Source organism: Agromyces excoecariae (assembly GCF_051715505.1).
In the GTDB taxonomy this organism is placed as follows: Bacteria; Actinomycetota; Actinomycetes; order Actinomycetales; family Microbacteriaceae; genus Agromyces.
This window is the reverse complement of record NZ_JBPSLA010000001.1, coordinates 780,075-795,959: the sequence shown is the minus strand read 5'-3', so window position 1 is coordinate 795,959 and position 15,885 is coordinate 780,075. Positions and strand designations below refer to the sequence as shown.

13 protein-coding genes are annotated in these 15,885 nt (G+C 73.6%); 5 read left to right on the top strand and 8 right to left on the bottom strand.

Translation table 11 applies throughout. The annotated features are described in order from the left end of the window. Positions 1–34: 34 nt before the first annotated feature. Complete coding sequence (locus ACSJD1_RS03660; protein WP_438853954.1) at positions 35–1,540, top strand: maltokinase N-terminal cap-like domain-containing protein; 1,506 nt, start codon at positions 35–37, stop codon at positions 1,538–1,540. Positions 1,541–1,562: 22 nt separating this feature from the next. On the opposite strand, the gene ACSJD1_RS03655 is transcribed toward ACSJD1_RS03660, so the two are convergent. Together ACSJD1_RS03655 and ACSJD1_RS03650 are read right to left on the bottom strand one after the other, a co-directional pair. Continuing rightward, complete coding sequence (locus ACSJD1_RS03655) at positions 1,563–2,015, bottom strand: methyltransferase family protein (RefSeq protein WP_438853953.1); 453 nt, start codon at positions 2,013–2,015, stop codon at positions 1,563–1,565. Between the two features lie 68 nt (positions 2,016–2,083). Beyond that, the gene (locus ACSJD1_RS03650) at positions 2,084–3,778 is read right to left on the bottom strand and encodes an acyl-CoA dehydrogenase family protein (RefSeq protein ID WP_438853952.1); all 1,695 of its coding nucleotides are present in this window, start codon (positions 3,776–3,778) and stop codon (positions 2,084–2,086) included. Between the two features lie 83 nt (positions 3,779–3,861). Here ACSJD1_RS03650 and ACSJD1_RS03645 point away from each other — a divergent pair, with 83 nt between their 5' ends. Beyond that, positions 3,862–6,639 (top strand): cation-translocating P-type ATPase, encoded by a 2,778-nt coding sequence (locus tag ACSJD1_RS03645; protein ID WP_438853951.1) that lies wholly within the window; start codon positions 3,862–3,864, stop codon positions 6,637–6,639. Here the strand turns inward: ACSJD1_RS03645 and ACSJD1_RS03640 are convergent. Continuing rightward, on the bottom strand, positions 6,614–7,378 hold the full coding sequence (locus tag ACSJD1_RS03640; RefSeq protein ID WP_438853950.1) for a DeoR/GlpR family DNA-binding transcription regulator: 765 nt from the start codon (positions 7,376–7,378) through the stop codon (positions 6,614–6,616). The two genes, ACSJD1_RS03645 and ACSJD1_RS03640, sit on opposite strands and share 26 nt — an antisense overlap. Positions 7,379–7,425: 47 nt before the next feature. Here ACSJD1_RS03640 and ACSJD1_RS03635 point away from each other — a divergent pair, with 47 nt between their 5' ends. Beyond that, positions 7,426–7,803, top strand: a complete 378-nt coding sequence (locus ACSJD1_RS03635; RefSeq protein WP_438853949.1) for a DUF4406 domain-containing protein — start codon at positions 7,426–7,428, stop codon at positions 7,801–7,803. On the opposite strand, the gene ACSJD1_RS03630 is transcribed toward ACSJD1_RS03635, so the two are convergent. Together ACSJD1_RS03630 and ACSJD1_RS03625 are read right to left on the bottom strand one after the other, a co-directional pair. Next, a complete protein-coding gene (locus tag ACSJD1_RS03630) occupies positions 7,765–10,881 on the bottom strand; it encodes a DEAD/DEAH box helicase (RefSeq protein WP_438853948.1) in 3,117 nt (1,038 codons plus the stop codon). The genes ACSJD1_RS03635 and ACSJD1_RS03630 overlap by 39 nt on opposite strands. 51 nt (positions 10,882–10,932) lie before the next feature. Then, a complete protein-coding gene (locus ACSJD1_RS03625) occupies positions 10,933–11,406 on the bottom strand; it encodes a GyrI-like domain-containing protein (protein WP_438853947.1) in 474 nt (157 codons plus the stop codon). Between the two features lie 92 nt (positions 11,407–11,498). Between ACSJD1_RS03625 and ACSJD1_RS03620 the strand changes: the two genes are divergently transcribed. Further along, on the top strand, positions 11,499–12,341 hold the full coding sequence (locus ACSJD1_RS03620) for an MOSC domain-containing protein (RefSeq protein WP_438853946.1): 843 nt from the start codon (positions 11,499–11,501) through the stop codon (positions 12,339–12,341). A gap of 18 nt (positions 12,342–12,359) precedes the next feature. On the opposite strand, the gene ACSJD1_RS03615 is transcribed toward ACSJD1_RS03620, so the two are convergent. Next, the gene (locus ACSJD1_RS03615; protein WP_438853945.1) at positions 12,360–13,073 is read right to left on the bottom strand and encodes a hemerythrin domain-containing protein; all 714 of its coding nucleotides are present in this window, start codon (positions 13,071–13,073) and stop codon (positions 12,360–12,362) included. Positions 13,074–13,272: 199 nt separating this feature from the next. Here ACSJD1_RS03615 and ACSJD1_RS03610 point away from each other — a divergent pair, with 199 nt between their 5' ends. Continuing rightward, complete coding sequence (locus ACSJD1_RS03610; protein WP_438853944.1) at positions 13,273–13,686, top strand: ester cyclase; 414 nt, start codon at positions 13,273–13,275, stop codon at positions 13,684–13,686. Positions 13,687–13,696: 10 nt separating this feature from the next. Here ACSJD1_RS03610 and ACSJD1_RS03605 read toward each other — a convergent pair whose 3' ends face one another. Together ACSJD1_RS03605 and ACSJD1_RS03600 are read right to left on the bottom strand one after the other, a co-directional pair. Then, positions 13,697–15,346 (bottom strand): LuxR C-terminal-related transcriptional regulator, encoded by a 1,650-nt coding sequence (locus tag ACSJD1_RS03605; RefSeq protein WP_438853943.1) that lies wholly within the window; start codon positions 15,344–15,346, stop codon positions 13,697–13,699. Between the two features lie 172 nt (positions 15,347–15,518). Then, positions 15,519–15,881 carry a winged helix-turn-helix transcriptional regulator gene (locus ACSJD1_RS03600; RefSeq protein WP_438853942.1) on the bottom strand — a complete coding sequence of 121 codons (363 nt, stop codon included), beginning with the start codon at positions 15,879–15,881 and terminating at the stop codon, positions 15,519–15,521. Positions 15,882–15,885: the final 4 nt, after the last annotated feature.

Genomic DNA, 15,885 nt, shown 5'->3' with positions numbered 1-15,885 from the left:
CGACGGCGCGCGCCGGCCGCAATATCGTTCAGGCATGGACAGCGCGCTGGCCGCGATCGCCGCATGGATGCCCGACCAGCGCTGGTTCGGCGGGAAGGGCCACGCCCCGATCCTCCGGCGGATCGGCGCGTGGGAGCTCCCCGTCGCCGAGCCCGGCGTGCGCGCCCTGTCGCTCCTCGTCATGGACGACGCCCCCGACCCGCCCGTGCTGTACCAGGTGCCCGTGGTCGAGCGTTCGACGCCCGGCGCCACCGGCGACTCGCACCTGATCGGCGTGCTCGACGACGGCACGCGCCTCTACGACGGCCCGCACGACCCGGCGTTCACCGATGCCCTGCTCGAGCTGATCAGGAGCGGGGGACGAGCCGTCGCCCACGGCGCGGCGGCGATGGGCCACCCGGCAGCCGGGACCGACGCGGGTCGCATCGATGCGGGTGCCGGGCCGACCGGGGGCACCGTCGCGGCGAGCGTGCTCGACGGCGAGCAGTCGAACACGTCGATCGTCTACCGTCCCGACGGTGCGCCGCCCGTGATCTGCAAGGTGTTCCGCCAGCTTCACCACGGCGACAACCCGGATGTCACCCTCCAGACCGCGCTCGGCGCCGCCGGGTCGCCGCACATCCCGCCGGTCGTCGGCGACGTCGTCGGCGAGTGGGACGACGTCGGCCGAGCCGACGGACGCGCCCGTGGGCACCTGGCCTTCGCCCAGGAGTTCCTCCCCGGCGTCGAGGACGCCTGGCGCGTCGCGCTGCTGGCCGCGGCATCCGCCCGGGACTTCACGCGCGAGGCGCGTGCGCTCGGCGCGGCCGTGTCGGAGGTCCACGCCTCGCTCGGCGCGAGCTTCGGACGGGAGGCCGCCTCGCCCGAGCTCATCGCGGCCGTCGCAGCGGCATGGCGCCGGCGGCTCGCGATCGCCGTTGCCGAGGTGCCGGCGCTCGAATCGCACGAGGCAGCCATCGCCTCGTCCTACGCACGCGCCGAGGCCGGAGCGTGGCCCGACCTCCAGCGCGTGCACGGCGACCTCCACCTCGGCCAGGTGATCCTGGCGCCGGACCGCCGCTGGTTCCTGCTCGACTTCGAGGGCGAGCCGATGCGGCCGATGGCCGAGCGGCGCCGGCCCGACCTCCCGGTGCGCGACGTCGCGGGCATGCTGCGCTCCTTCGACTACGTCGCCGGGGCCACCGAGCTCATGCACCCCGAGCGCGCCGACGACGCGCGGGCGTGGGCGGCATCCGCTCGCCAGGCGTTCATCGACGGCTACGTCGCGGCCTCCGGCATGGACCTCAGCGTCTACCAGGACCTCCTGGCCGCGTTCGAGCTCGACAAGGCCGTATACGAGGCGATCTACGAGACGCGCAACCGCCCGGACTGGGCTCCCATCCCGCTGCGCGCGATCGAGCACCTCCTCGAGACCGGCCCGCTGCAGGCATCGCCGGACGCGACGGATGCCGCAGCCGCACCCTCCGACGACGCGGGCGCCTCGCTCGAGATGCAGGCATCGCCGGACGCGACGGATGCCGCAGCCCCACCCTCCGAGTAGCGCACCGGCGGGCCCCGAGGACTCAGCGGATGCCGCGGGCCCAGAGCAGCAGCGGCGTGCGGTCGGCGTACTCGAGGTACTCGTCGCCGAACCGCTCGATCAGCCGATGCTGCTCGAGGTGCGCCTTGACGACCAGTACGACCGCGAGGAGGACCCACACGACGACGAGCTCGATGCGGGCGCGCCAGATCACCCACCCGGCGGCGGCGATGAGCAGGCCGACGTAGATCGGGTTGCGGGTGAGCCGGTAGACGCCGTCGGTCTTCAGGGTCGCACCCTCGCGCGGCGCCACCCACGGCACCAGGTCGCGGCCGAGGGCCGCCACGCCGGCGCCCGAGAGCACGAGCCCGGTGATGACGAGCAGCACGGCGAGCACCGTCGCCTGCTGTCCGACCCAGAGCGGATCGCCCGGCAGGAGCAGCAGCGCGAGCAGCACGAACTGCGCGACGACGAGCCAGTTCGCGCGGTCCCTCACCCCGCCATCCTCTCGCGTCGGGCGGACGCCTGTCACGACGGCGTCACCGACGGTCGCCGGGGCGCCGTTCAGGCCCGCTCGAGGATCGCGGCGACGTCGGTGCCCGGTGGCAGCGCGCCGTACATCGACCCACCGTCGCCCTCGATGCGCGACCGCACGAAGGCGTCGGCGACCGCGCCCGGCGAATGCTGCACGAGCAGCGACGCCTGGAGCACGAGCGCGAGCCGTTCGGTGAGCTCCCGCGCGCGGAACGCCGCGGTCGGGGCATCCGCCCGGCTCACCTCGCCGACCACCGCCCGCGCCTCGGCGAGCGCGAGGTCGAACGCCGGGTGCTCGCCCACCGCCTCGCCGACGACGTCGAAGAAGGCCATGAACGCCTCGGGCTCGCGCGCGAGCACTCGCAGCACGTCGAGCGCGATGACGTTGCCCGAGCCCTCCCAGATCGCGAGCAGCGGCTGCTCGCGATAGCGACGCGCGAGCGGGAAGGACTCGGTGTAGCCGTTGCCGCCGAGGCACTCGAGCGCCTCGGCGGCGTGGTCGGGTCCGCGCTTGCAGACCTGGAACTTGGCGACCGCGGTCGCGAGCCGACGGAACGCCTGCTCGGACTCGGTCGCATCGACGTCGTAGGCGCGGGCGAGCCGGAGCGCCGTGAGCGTCGCCGCCTCCGACTCGACGGCGAGATCGGCGACGACCGCCGCCATCGCAGGCTGGTCGACGAGCAGCGCGCCGAACGCACGCCGGTGGCGCACGTGCCAGGCGGCCTCCGCGACGGCCTGTCGCATCCCCGCCGCGGTGCCGATCACGCAGTCGAGGCGCGTCCGCGTGACCATCTGCACGATCGTCGCGACCCCGCGACCCTCCTCGCCCACGAGCCAGGCGGTCGTCTCGTCGAGTTCGATCTCGCTCGACGCGTTGGAGCGGTTGCCGAGCTTGTCCTTGAGCCGCTGGATGCGGAACACGTTGCGCGTGCCGTCGGGCAGGATGCGCGGCACGAAGAAGCACGACAGCCCGCCCGGCGCCTGGGCCAGCACGAGGAACGCGTCGCTCATGGGCGCGCTGCAGAACCACTTGTGCCCCGTGAGGCCGTACTCCGCACCCCACTCCGAGCGGATGCCGCCTCCCGGGCGCCGCACGGCCCGGGTCGTGTTCGCCCGGACGTCCGACCCGCCCTGCTTCTCGGTCATCGCCATGCCGACGAGCGCGGACGGCTTCGGCGACCCGCCGATGTCCCCGAGACCAGGTGCGTACGTGCGGCTCAGCAGCCGTGGCATCCACTCCGCCTGCAGTCCGTCGGCGGCGTGCTCGAGGGTCGCGACCGCGGCGTGCGTCATCGACACGGGGCACGCGTGGCCGGGCTCGACCTGCGCGAGCAGGAGGAAGGCCGCCGCGCGGTCGGCGTTCGCGCCGGGCCGCGGGTCGGCCCACGCCGAGGTGTGCGCGCCCGACCCGATCGCGGCGGCCATGATCCGGTGGTAGGACCCGTCGTACTCGACCTCGTCGATCCGGTGGCCCCACCGGTCGTGCGTGACCAGCCGCGGCGGGTCGACGTTCGCGAGCTCGGCGTCGCGCTGGAAGTCGGCCGAGCCGACCAGCCGGCCGAGGTCGTGCAGCGTGCGCGACGCGGCATCCGCCTCGGTCCCCGCTCCCCCGGAGAACGCCGCCGTGCCCCATCGGGCGACCGCCTCGACGAGCGGGATGTTCGCGGCGAACTCGTCGACGCCCTGCCGGGGCGGCGGCTGGTTCAGGACCTCGTGCGTGATCATCGTCGACCTCCGCCGTCCATTCTGCTGTGCCCGGTGCGCCGCGCGGCTAGGGTGTGGCCAGACGAGTTCGGCGAGGGGGTCCGGTGAGCATCGACACGCAGCCAGAGGCATCGCACGCGCAGCCCGCCGACGAGGAGGGCACCGCGTGGTGGTCGCTGCTGCCGGACGAGGCCCTCGCCGAGGCCAGGAGCGACGGCGCGCGCGGGCTCGCCGCTCCCGAGGCGGCCTCGCGCCTCGCCGAGGTGGGGCCGAATGCGCTCGTCAGCGCGCCGCCGCCGAGCGCGTGGCGCATCGCCCTGGTCCAGACCACGCAGCTGATGACCCTGATGCTCATCGCCGTCGCGATCGTGTCGCTGCTCATCGGGCAGGTCTCGACCGCCATCGTGGTCGGGATCCTCGTGCTCTACAACGTGATCAGCGGCACGCGCCAGGAGCTGAAGGCGAGGCGCAGCGTCGACGCGCTCGCCAAGCTGCAGACTCCCCAGGCGCGCGTGCTGCGCGACGGCTCGATCCGCCAGGTCGACGCCACCGACCTCGTGCCGGGCGATCTCGTCGACCTCGAGGCCGGCGACCTCGTGCCCGCCGACGGCCGCATCCTCCGCGCCGCGAACCTCGAGACCCAGGAGTCCGCGCTGACGGGTGAATCGCTGCCGATCGCGAAGAGCCCGACGCCGAACGACGCCGGCACGGCCCTCGCCGATCGCACGTCGATGGTGTTCCAGAACACGTCGGTCACGCGCGGCACCGCGCGCATGCTCGTCGTCGAGACGGGCATGCGCACCCAGATGGGCCGCATCGCGTCGATGCTCACCGAGGTCGGGTCCGGCAGGTCCCCCCTGCAGCGCGAGCTCGACTCCCTCACGAAGGTGCTCGGCATCATCGCGTGGGGCGCCGTGCTCGTGATCATCGTGATCGGCGCGGTGCGCGGGCAGAGCGTGACGGAGCTGCTGTTCCTCGGCACCGCCGTGGCGATCTCCGCGATCCCGACGGGCCTGCCGGTGTTCGTGCAGAGCCTGCTCTCGTGGGGTGCATCGAAGCTCGCCGACCAGCGCGCGATCGTCGCGTCGCTGAACGACGTCGAGACGCTCGGCGCGACGAGCGCGATCTGCTCCGACAAGACCGGCACGCTCACGATGAACGAGATGACCGTGCGCACGGCGTGGATGGGCGGCGACCACTTCCGCGTCACCGGCGAGGGGTACTCGTTCGACGGCCGCATGCTCGGCGCGACCGACGAACCGGTCGAGGCCGCGACGCTCGGCCTCGCGATCAGCCTGCCGAACGACGCGACGGTGTCGCCGGCCGGCGAGGTCGTGGGCGACCCGACCGAGGCCGCGCTCATCGTGCTCGGCGCGAAGCTCGGCATCGATGCGGATGCCGCCCGGCGCGACTATCCGCGCCTCGCCGAGGTGCCGTTCGATTCCGACTACAAGTTCATGGCCACCCTGCAGCGGATGCCGGTGCGCGGCGAGCTGCGGCTCGTGCTGCTGGTGAAGGGCGCCCCCGACGTGGTCCTCGGGCGCTGCGCGACGATGCTCACGACCGAGCGCGAACTCGTGCCCGTCGACGCCGGTGCCGCGACGTCGGAGCTGGAGGACATGTCGGCGACCGGCCTGCGCACCCTCGCCTTCGCGGCCCGGTTCGTCGACGACGCCGACGAGGGCAAGGTCGCCGCCGACCCGATGTCGTGGGTGCAGGAACTCGCCCTCATCGGTCTCGTGGGCATCGTCGACCCGCTCCGGCCCGAAGCGAAGGTCGCCGTCGAGGTCGCGGCGAGCGCCGGCATCGAGGTGCGCATGATCACGGGCGACCACGCGGTCACGGCCGGCGCCATCGGCCGCGAGCTGGGGCTCGGCGCGGGCGCGGTGAGCGGTGCCGACCTGAAGGCCATGAGCGACGAGGAGCTCACGCGGCGCCTGCCCGACCTGCACGTGTTCGGCCGGGTCACGCCCGACGACAAGCTGCGGCTCGTCCGCCTGCTCCAGGCGCAGGGCGAGATCGTCGCGATGACCGGAGATGCGGTCAACGACGCGGCCGCGATCAAGCAGGCCGATGTCGGCGTCGCGATGGGCTCGGGGTCCGAGGTCACGAAGCAGGCGGCGAAGCTCGTGCTCACCGACGACGACTTCTCGACGCTCGTGCACGCGGTCGAGCTCGGCCGGATCGTGTACGCGAAGATCACCGCCTACCTGCGCTTCCAGATGACGCAGCTGATCAGCCTCATCCTGCTGTTCCTCGCGGCCAGCGCGTTCCAGATCGCCGAGGGCGTCGCCCTCTTCCCCACGCAGGTGCTGTTCCTGAACTTCTTCGTCACGCTGTTCGCGGTGCTCGGGATCGCGGCCGACGCGGCTCCCCCCGCGACGATGCAGGAGCCGCCGCGGAATCCGAAGCTCGGGATCGTGAACCCCCGTTCGGTGGCCGAGTGGCTCGGCTACGGCGCGGTGATCTTCCTCGTCACGCTCGTGCCGCTGGTGCTCGGTCCCGACGTGCCGAGCGCGACCGAGCCGACCGCCTCGATGACGATGGCCTACGTCGTGGTCGGGCTGGGAACGGTGCTGAGCGCCCTGCTCATGCGGCGCTCCCCCGAGTCGGGCCTCGTTCCGCCGATCGCCGCGATCTCGAAGTTCCTGGTATGGCCGGTCATCATCATCGTGCTCTCGACCGAGCTCGGCTTCCTGCAGCGGCTGCTCGGCACGGTCTCCCTCACCGGATGGCAGTGGCTGGAGTGCATCGTGCTGCTGCTCTTCGTCGTGGTGGCGGTCGAGGGCGACAAGTGGATCCGACGGCTGCGCGCGGCGGATCGGGAGCGGCTCGCCGCTGGGACGTCGTCGGAGATCAGCGCGGACCGGCCGCGTGCGTGAGGCGGATGCCCGCCGCCGCCAGGTCGCGCATCGTCGGGTCGGCGGGATCCGCGTCGGTCACGATCCCCGCGACGCCCTCGATCGGAAGGACGAGGTACCGGGACGCCGCACCGATCTTCTCCTCGCTCGCGAGGACGTAGGTCTCGGCCGCGCGTGACGCCAGGGCGCGCTTCATCGCCGCCTCCTCCGGGTCGCCCGTGGTCAGCCCCTCGGTCGCGTGCACCCCGGTGACGCCGAGGAAGAACAGGTCGGCGCTGATCCGGCCCGCGGCCTCGACCGCCGCCGCGCCGCTCGCCACGGCGGAGTGCTTGAACAGGCGTCCGCCGATGAGGAACACCTCCGCGGCGTGTTCGAGCAGCGCCGCGGCGATGGTCGGGCTGTGCGTGATGACCGTGCACTCGAGCGTCGTCGGCAGGGCGTCGACCATCGCCCTCGTCGTCGTGCCGCCGTCGAGGATCACGGTGGCGCCCGGCTCGATGAGCGAAACGGCCGCCGCGGCGACCCGCTGCTTGCTCTCCGGGGCCACCGACATCCGACCGGCGTAGTCGGCGACGGCGGGCGAGGCGGGAAGCGCACCGCCGTAGACCCGCACGGCGAGGCCCGCGTGGTCGAGTTCGCGCAGGTCGCGCCTGATGCTGTCCTCCGAGAGCCCGAGCTCGACGGCGATCTCCTTCGCGACGATGCGCCCGTCCCGGCGGAGGCGTTCGAGCAGCAGGTCCTTGCGCGCGGCAGCTAGCATTCCGATTCCTTCTCGTTCTTGCACGTTTCTTCGTTATTATGCCCGATATGACTGCACCGATGATGATCCTGATCGCCGGACCCTACGCCTCTGGTACGGGGGGCGACCCCGAGCTCATGGCACGCAACCTCCGGCGACTCGAGGAGGCGGCCTGGCCCATCTTCCGGGCCGGCCACGTGCCGATGATCGGCGAGTGGGTCGCCCTGCCCGTGCTGTCGAGCGCCGGTGCGAGCGGGCCGGCCGACCCGCTGGCCGCCGAGGTCATGTACCCGACCGCCGAGCGCCTGCTGCAGCGCTGCGACGCGGTGCTCCGCCTTCCCGGCGAGTCGCGCGGGGCCGACCAGGACGTCGCGATCGCCCGCGAGCGGGGGATCCCCGTGTACCACTCACTCGACGAGGTCCCGGGCGCGACCGCGCACGGGTGAGCCGGTGCCGACCGGGTCGTCGTCGAGCAGCGCCCGCAGCTCGGCGACGTCGAGCCGCGCCCCGGCGGGCGCTTCAGCGTCGAGCACGGATGCCGCGAGCTCGCCCTTCTTCTCGTTCAGCTCCATGACCTTCTGCTCGATCGTGCCCGCGGCGACCAGCCGGTAGACCATGACCTGCTTGTCCTGTCCGATGCGGTGGGCGCGGTCGATCGCCTGGTCCTCGCTCGCCGGGTTCCACCACGGGTCCATCAGGAACACGTAGTCGGCCTCGGTGAGGTTCAGGCCGAACCCGCCGGCCTTGAGGCTGATGCAGAAGACGGATGCCTCGCCCGAGCGGAAGCGCGCGACCTCGTCGTCGCGACGGCGCGCGGGCGTCGACCCGTCGAGGTGCGCGTAGGGCACCCCAGCGGCGTCGAGCCGGTCGGCGACCCGATCGAGGAACGACGTGAACTGGCTGAACACGAGGGCACGATGCCCCTCGGCGAGCACGTCGTCGAGCTGCTCGAACAGCGCGTCGAGCTTCGCCGAGGCGATGCCGGCGTACTGCTCGGCGTCGACGAGGCTCGCGTCGAGCGCGAGCAGGCGGAGCAGCGTGATCGACCGGTAGACGATGAACCGCTGCCGGTCGAGGTCGTCGACGAGGCCGAGCAGCTTCTGCCGTTCGCGTTGCAGCACGACGTCGTAGAGCCGCCGGTGCTCGGGCGCGAGGTCGACCTCGAGCACCTGCTCCTGCTTCGGCGGGAGCTCGGGGGCGACGGCCTCCTTGGTGCGGCGGAGCACGAGCGGCCGGATGCGGCGGCGCAGCCGGTCGAGCCGATCGGCGTTCCGGTCCTCCTCGATCGGCCGACGGTAGCGCTCGTCGAACGCGCGACGCGACGGGAACAGGCCCGGCGCCACGATCCGCAGGATCGCCCACAACTCGCCGAGGTGGTTCTCGAGCGGCGTGCCGGTGACGGCGACGCGGAACGGCGCACGGATGCCGCGGGCCGCCTCGTGCACGCGCGTCGCCGCGTTCTTGACGAACTGCGCCTCGTCGAGGAACAGCCCGGCCCACTCCAGGCCGCCGAACTCCTCGGCATCGAGCCGGAGCACGGCGTAGGTCGTCACGACGAGGTCGACTCCGGCGGCGAGTTCTGCGAGCGACCGGCGCCGCTTCGCGGTCGTCGCCGTGACGGATGCCACACGCAGGCCGGGCGCGAACCGCGCCGCCTCGCGCACCCAGTTCGAGGCGACCGAGGTCGGAGCGACGACGAGGAACGGTCGCGCCCCGCCCGCCGTCGCCGCGGCCCCGGACAGGGCCGCGGCATCCGCTGTCGCCTGCTCGACCGCGTGCAGCACGAGCGCGAGGCACTGCACGGTCTTGCCGAGGCCCATGTCGTCGGCGAGCACCCCGCCGAGCCGGTTGGCGTGCAGGAACGCGAGCCACCGGAACCCGTCGAGCTGGTACGGCCGGAGCGGCAACGCGAGGCCCGACGGGGGCGGGAGCTCGGGGACGTCGCCGTGCTCGAGGCCGGCGATCGTCGCGCGCCACGCGAGCGCCGGTTCCGCGACGTCCGCGAGGTCTTCGAAGTCGGCCCACAGGCTCGCGTGGCTGCGGTGGATGCGCACGCCGGTCTCCCACTCGTCGAGCGTGCCGGCCTCGTCGATGAGGTCGCGGAGCTCGTCGAAGACGGGCAGGTCGAGCGAGAGGTAGCTCTTGTCGACGAGCAGGAGCCGCTTGCGGCCCGAGGCGAGCGCGCGGAAGAGCGGCATGAAGGGGACCTTCCGGCCGCCGACGGTCACGACGACGCCGAGGTCGAACCAGTCGCGCTTGCGGCTCTCGACGAGGGAGACGGCGAGTTCGGGCCGTTCGGTCGCCTCGCGGTAGTCGGGGCGTTCGCCGCGGACGTCGATGCGGAACGGGCTCGCGCTCCGGTCGGCGAGGGCCTCGAGCCGCGGCATCCGCTCGACCGAGAACTCCGCCGCATCGATGCCCCGCAGGAGGACGGCCTCGAACGGCACCCAGCCGAGCTCGTCGGCGACGCGCGCGACGAGGTCGTCGTCGAACTCGGGGTCGGGTTCGGCCGTCGGGTCGACGTCGCTCGTGCGCCCGTCGCCGTGCTGCCACCGCCAGGCGAGGCGCAGCACGTCGTCGGGTTCGTACCGGGCGTCGAGGACGAGGGTCGCGGGTGGGGCGGGCGGCAGCTCGAAGGTCGCGTCGCGGCTCGTGATCGCGAGCGTGCGGGCGAGCGGGTGCACGTGCGCGGCGAGGAACTCGGGCACCTCGGCGGCGGGCACGCGGATCGGCTCGGGTGCATCGAGCAGCGCGAGCTCGGCCGAGCCGAGACCGGTCGCGACCGGCGCGAGCTCGATGCGGCCCGCGTCGAGGTCGAACCGGTAGAGGCCGTGCCCCGCGATCGGCCGGATGCCGACGCCGCTGCCGTCGCCCGCGCGGCTGCCGTCGTCCGCACGCTCGCCGTCGAGTGACCACGGCTCGCCGTCGAACGTCAGCGTCGGTGCGAGCACCAGGTCGCCGTCGGCGCGGCTCGCGTCGAGGCCGAGCGTCGCCGAGCCGTGCAGCACGACCTCGGGCGTGATGTCGGACCCGACGAGCGCGATGCCGAGCCGGCCCGCCTCGACGAGGAGCGCCCAGAGCAGCGGGCTCTCGAACTCGTCGACCGTGATCCACTCGGAGCCGTAGACGTGCACCGAGGGCGTCGTGCCCTTGAGCATCGCGAACTGCGCGAACCAGCGCGACTGCGCGGGATCGACGCCCGCGGCGGAGGCCTGGTAGGCGATGTTCTGCCAGGTGAGGCCGTTCTTCACCCACGTGCCGCGAGCCCCCTGCGCGACCGGGCGGACGGCGAGCCGGTCGACCCCGGAGACCCGCCGTGCGGGTTCGTCGCGCGGACCACGCCACTCGCCGCTCCGGCGCTGGACGCGGCGGCGCAACTCGAACTGCAGCCCGAGCGGGCGGAGGCCGTCGGCACCGGTCGCCGGCGCGGCATCCGTCGTGGTCACCTCGGCGGCCCGGGAGGCGCCGGCCGCTTCGAGGCCCGCGAGGGCGGCGCGCCAGTCGGGCGTGCGGTCGGCGGGCATGTCGTCCATGCTCGCACGCACGTCCGACCATCGGTCCCAGCGTGCGAGCGATCAGCCGGCCGGCCGGAGCGGGCAGTAGACGACCGTGCGGGTCTCCTCGTCGGGCGTACCGGGCGGGCTCCAGTACTCCTCCCACATCGTCGACTCGTCGAGCTCGCGCCCGTGCAGCGACATCGCGGCGGCGATCGCGTCGTACGCCTCGGACACCCGGTCGTACGGGCCGAGATGCGTCGTCGTCGCGACCTCCACGGCCGGCAGTTCGTCCGGCACCACGTCGCCCTCGGCCTCGATGGGGCCGCCCACGACGAATCCCGCGCTCACGGTGACTGCATCCGTCGCCGGATCCATCCCGCTGTAGCGTCCGATCGCCGGGCCGTCGCCGAGGAGGCCGCGCGGGCCGAGCACGGCCGCGACGCGCTCGAACGCGCTGGCCATGACGGCGGGGATCCCGGCGAAGGTGGTGCGCTCCCGCACGACCGCCAGGTGCCGGTGCGGAACGCTCACGATGCGGACGTCGTACGGCATGGCCCATCCCCTCCCGTCGGACGACGCCACCAGCCTCGCGGCACCGCATCGGGGAGGACCGGGGCTTCGGTCCCGTCGACTAGCGTGACGGGATGCAGGTGACCCGGCTCCGCGTGTACCCCGTCAAGTCCTTCGCAGGGCGCGACGTCGGTTCGGCCGTGGTGCGGTCGTGGGGGCTCGAGGGCGACCGCCGGTGGGGCGTCGTCGACGCCGACGGCGTGCCCGTGACGGCGCGGGAGCGCAACGCCCTGCTCGGTCTCACGGCCGAGCCGCTCGCCGACGGCGGGCTGCTGCTGGCCGGGCCCGGCGACGCCGAGCCGCTTCGCGTCGACCCGCCGCACGACGCTGCGCCGGTGGCCGTCGGACACTCGCGGCAGCGCACGGCGCTTCCCGCGGGCGACGACGCCGACGACTGGCTGAGCGCGCGCCTGCACACCCCGCTCCGGCTCGTCTGGCAGCCCGACCCGAGGCAACGACCGGTGAACCCCGTGCACGGCGACCGGCCCGGAGAGGGGCTCACGCTCGCGGACGCCGGCCCGCTGCTGCTCACGAGCGAGGCATCGCTCGCCCAGCTCGACGCGTGGACCCCCGACGACGTGCCGCCGCTCGACATGCTCCGGTTCCGCCCGAACGTCGTGGTCGACGGTGGCGAGCCATTCGCCGAGGACGCCTGGACGCGCGTGCGCATCGGCGGCGTCGGGTTCCGGTTCGCCGAGGTGTGCGACCGCTGCGTCATGACGACGATCGACCCCACGACCCTCACGCGGGGCAAGGAGCCGATCCGCACGCTCGCGCGGCACCGCAAGTGGGACGGCGCGACCTGGTTCGGCATCCGCCTCATCCCCGAGCTCGCGGGCCACGACGGCCGCGACGCCGGCGCCGCGGATCGCATCTCCGTCGGCGACGAGGTCGAGGCCGAGGCCGAGGCGGATTGACCGGGGCCGCGGCCGCCGTCAGGTCTGCGACTCGCCCGTGAGCGCCGCCCGGTTGGCGGCGTAGTCGCGCTTGCCGATGAGCCGCCACGCCAATCGCCCGGGCAGCGGCATGTGCTCGTGCAGCCACTCGTCGCCGCCGTCGGGTTGCGCGGCGAGGATCGCGCCGAGCGCCTGCCAGGTCTTGCCCTTCGGAGTCGTCTTCCGGCCGTGCTCGCCGGCCGCGTCGACCTCCGCCTGGGTGAGCGTCGTCTCCATGACCGGCACGATGTTCGCCTCCTCGTCGGGGAGGTGGACGGCGAGGGCGTCGTTCACGCCCGCGAGCGCAGCGAGCACGGGCGCGGCATCCGCCGATCGACCGCTCCCCCGGAAGGCCGGCAGCGCCGCATCGAGCTCCCGCAGGTGCACGAGCATCGCCGCGTGCTGGGCCTTCATGCGCTCGACGTGGCCGGCGCAGGCGGGTGCGCGATCGTCGAGCGTGTCCCAGAGATGCTCGTCCTCCCACTCGTGGTGGTGGTGCAGGCTTCCCGAGATGAGCGCGAGGTGATCGCCGACGACGTCCGCGTGCGCGGCATCCCCCTCGGCCACCCGCCCGACGAGCTCGGGCCCCTCGGCGAACTGGGCCCGGTACATGCGGTGGATCTCGACCATCCCGCGGGCGTCGCAGGTCTTCGCGGATCCGCCGGCTCGATCGCCGGGAAGCTCGCCGCTCGGCGGCAGTGCGGACGCGGCCATGTGATCCCCCGATCGTCGGCGACGGATGCTGCTGCGCGCGACGCTACGACGCGATCGCGCCGCAGGGCAAGCCCCTGTTCGACGCCGCGGCACCGCGCGGGAGGCTCGCGATTCCAGCGGAATGGCGAATCCTCACCATGCTCCGAGGCCGTCGTCGTGACACCGTCGAAGCACGACGACCCGACGGGAGGAGCGGATCATGAACACCGAGAACACCGACGTCGTCCGCCGGTTCTACGAGGCGTGGAGCCGGCACGACGTGGAGACGGCGGCGGGCCTCGTCGCCGAGGACTTCGTCAACAACTCGTCGTCGAGCCAGGGCCGCGACGGCATCCGCGAGGAGGGGCGGTTCTGGTTCACCGCGTTCCCCGACGCCGAGGTCGCGATCGAGGAACTCCTGACCGACGGCGACAAAGTGACCGCGCGAGTCCGCTGCACCGGCACGCACCGGGGCGACTTCCTCGGCGTCGCGCCGACCGGTCGCGTCGTCGGCATCGACGAGATCGACGTCTTCCGGATCGAGGGCGGGCGGATCGCGGAGGTCTGGGCCGCACCCGACACGTTCGGCCTGCTCGACCAGATCGGCGCGCTCCAGCACGCGGGCGCCGCCTGAGCCCGTCGCGTCAGCCGGATCGGAGCAGGTGCGCGTGCATCGCGGCTTCGGTCCGGCTCCGCGCGCCCAGCTTGGCGAGCAGGTTGCTCACGTGATGGCCCGCGGTCGCCGGGCTGATGAACAGCCGCTCGGCGATCTCGGCGTTGCTCAGCCCCTCGGCGACGAGCCCGAGCACCTCCTGCTCGCGCCTGGTGAGGGTTCCGACGTTCTTCGGCCCGACGCGTCCGCGACCGCCGAGCGACCGGGCGAACCCGTCCGCCGCATCGGCCTCGGCGATGAGGCCCGCCCGGTCGAGCACCGAGGCCGCCGACCTCGACTCGGCGATCGCCGAGTCCGGATCGCCCGATTCCGCCAGCGCGCGCCCGAGGAGTGCACGCGTCCGGGCGGCGTCCAGCGGCATCCGGATGCGGTCGTACCGTTCGGCCGCCGAGCGGAGCCCGACGACGGCCGCCCCCGCATCGGCCCACGCGAGGTCGACCCGTGCCCTGCCGACCTCGGCGAGCGCTCGGTGCACCTCCGCGCCCGAATGCTGCGCCAGCTGCGCCAGTCGGGCCGCTGACGCCTCCGCGCCCGCGCGATCGCGCCGCTCGACCTGGACGGGGACGAGCATCGCCAGGACCGGGATCGCGGCGATCGAGTCCGGCCCGACCTTCGCGAGTCGGCGATGCAGCACTGACGACGCCACGCCGGACTCGCCGCGCGCCAGGTGGATGGCGACCATCGCCCGGACGGTCTCCGGGCGGGCCTCGATCCCCGCGACGAGCCGCTCCGCCTCCTCCAGCCGACCCTGCGCGACGCGAAGCTCCGCGAGGCGGGCGCGAGGGTCGACGCAGCGCGCCGCGTGGCCGCCGGCCTCGAGCCGGTCGATGGTCCAGCCGAGCCACCGCTCGGCGCCTGCGGTGTCCCCCCGCGCGGCGAGGACGCCCGCGCAGCAGGAGCCGCAGAACCCGAGCAGCGTCGGATCCGGGCGCGCGCGCAGGAACCGCTCCGCCACTCCGCCCCACTGCTCGAGGCGCCGCCCGTCGAGCGTCTCCTCGCACGCCGCGACCATGTCGCAGCAGGTCTCGGCGAAGACCTCGGGCTCGTCCGCCTCCCCCGCGGAGGCCGCGGCCATCGCCTCGTCGAGGCGCTCGATCCCGGCGGCGGCACGGCCGGAGCGGACGAGCCCGAGCCCGGACCTCGCGAGGGCCCGGATCTCGAGCGCGACGTCCCCTCGATCCCGCGCCGAGACGAGAGCGGCGTCGGCGAGGTCGGCGACCCGGACCGGATCGGTCTCGAGCATGCTCCGCGCGAGCGCCAGGCGGCCCTCTGCGGAGGCGTCCGCTCCCGCCGCGAGCCGCATGGCGCGAGCGAGCCATCCACGGCTGATCGCCTCGCGACCGGGCGTCGCGGCGTGCTCGATCGCCAGCCACGTCGCGACGCGGACGGCGTCGTCGTTCCGACCCGACCGGCGGTAGGCCGCATACGCCCGCGTGCGAGCCTCGACCGCGGCAGCGGTGTCGCCGAGCCACCACGACGCACGACCGAGTCCGTCGAGCGCGTCGGGACTCGACCCGTTCTCGACGACGTCGGCATAGGCGTCGCGCGCGTCCTCCCAGCGCGCCTCCCGGACCGCCGTCGCGGCGTCGACCATCCGGCGTTCGACCTCGTCGCGGTCCACGGCTCCGGCCTCCCTCGTGTCGGACCGGCCGCATCCGGGTCGCCCGGGTCACGAGTCGTGGTCCGCGTTCGGTCGCCGGCCACGGATGCCGCTGAGCGCGACGCTACGACGGCCCCGCCCGAGCGGCAAGACCCCATCGGCCCCTTCGGCGCTCGGCAGACGCCCGCTCGGCTCAGCGCTCGACGATCGAGTCGGCGTGCGCGGCGACCCACTCGACGAGCGGCAGCATCCGGTCCATGAGCTCGCGACCGAGATCGGTCAGGGCGTACTCGACGCGCGGCGGCACCTCCGGGTAGCTGGTCCGGGCCACGAGCCCGTCGGCCTCGAGCGTGCGGAGCGTCGAGGCGAGCATCTTCTCGCTGATGCCCTGGACCTCGCGGCGCAGCTCGCCCCAGCGGAGCGTGCCGTCGGTGAGCGCGAGCAGCACCAGCACGCCCCACTTGCTCATGACGTGGTCGAGCACGACGCGGGTCGGGCAGCCCTCCATGAAGACCTCGCCGGAGGTCTCCCGGATCTGCGCAAGACTTACCACCATGTGC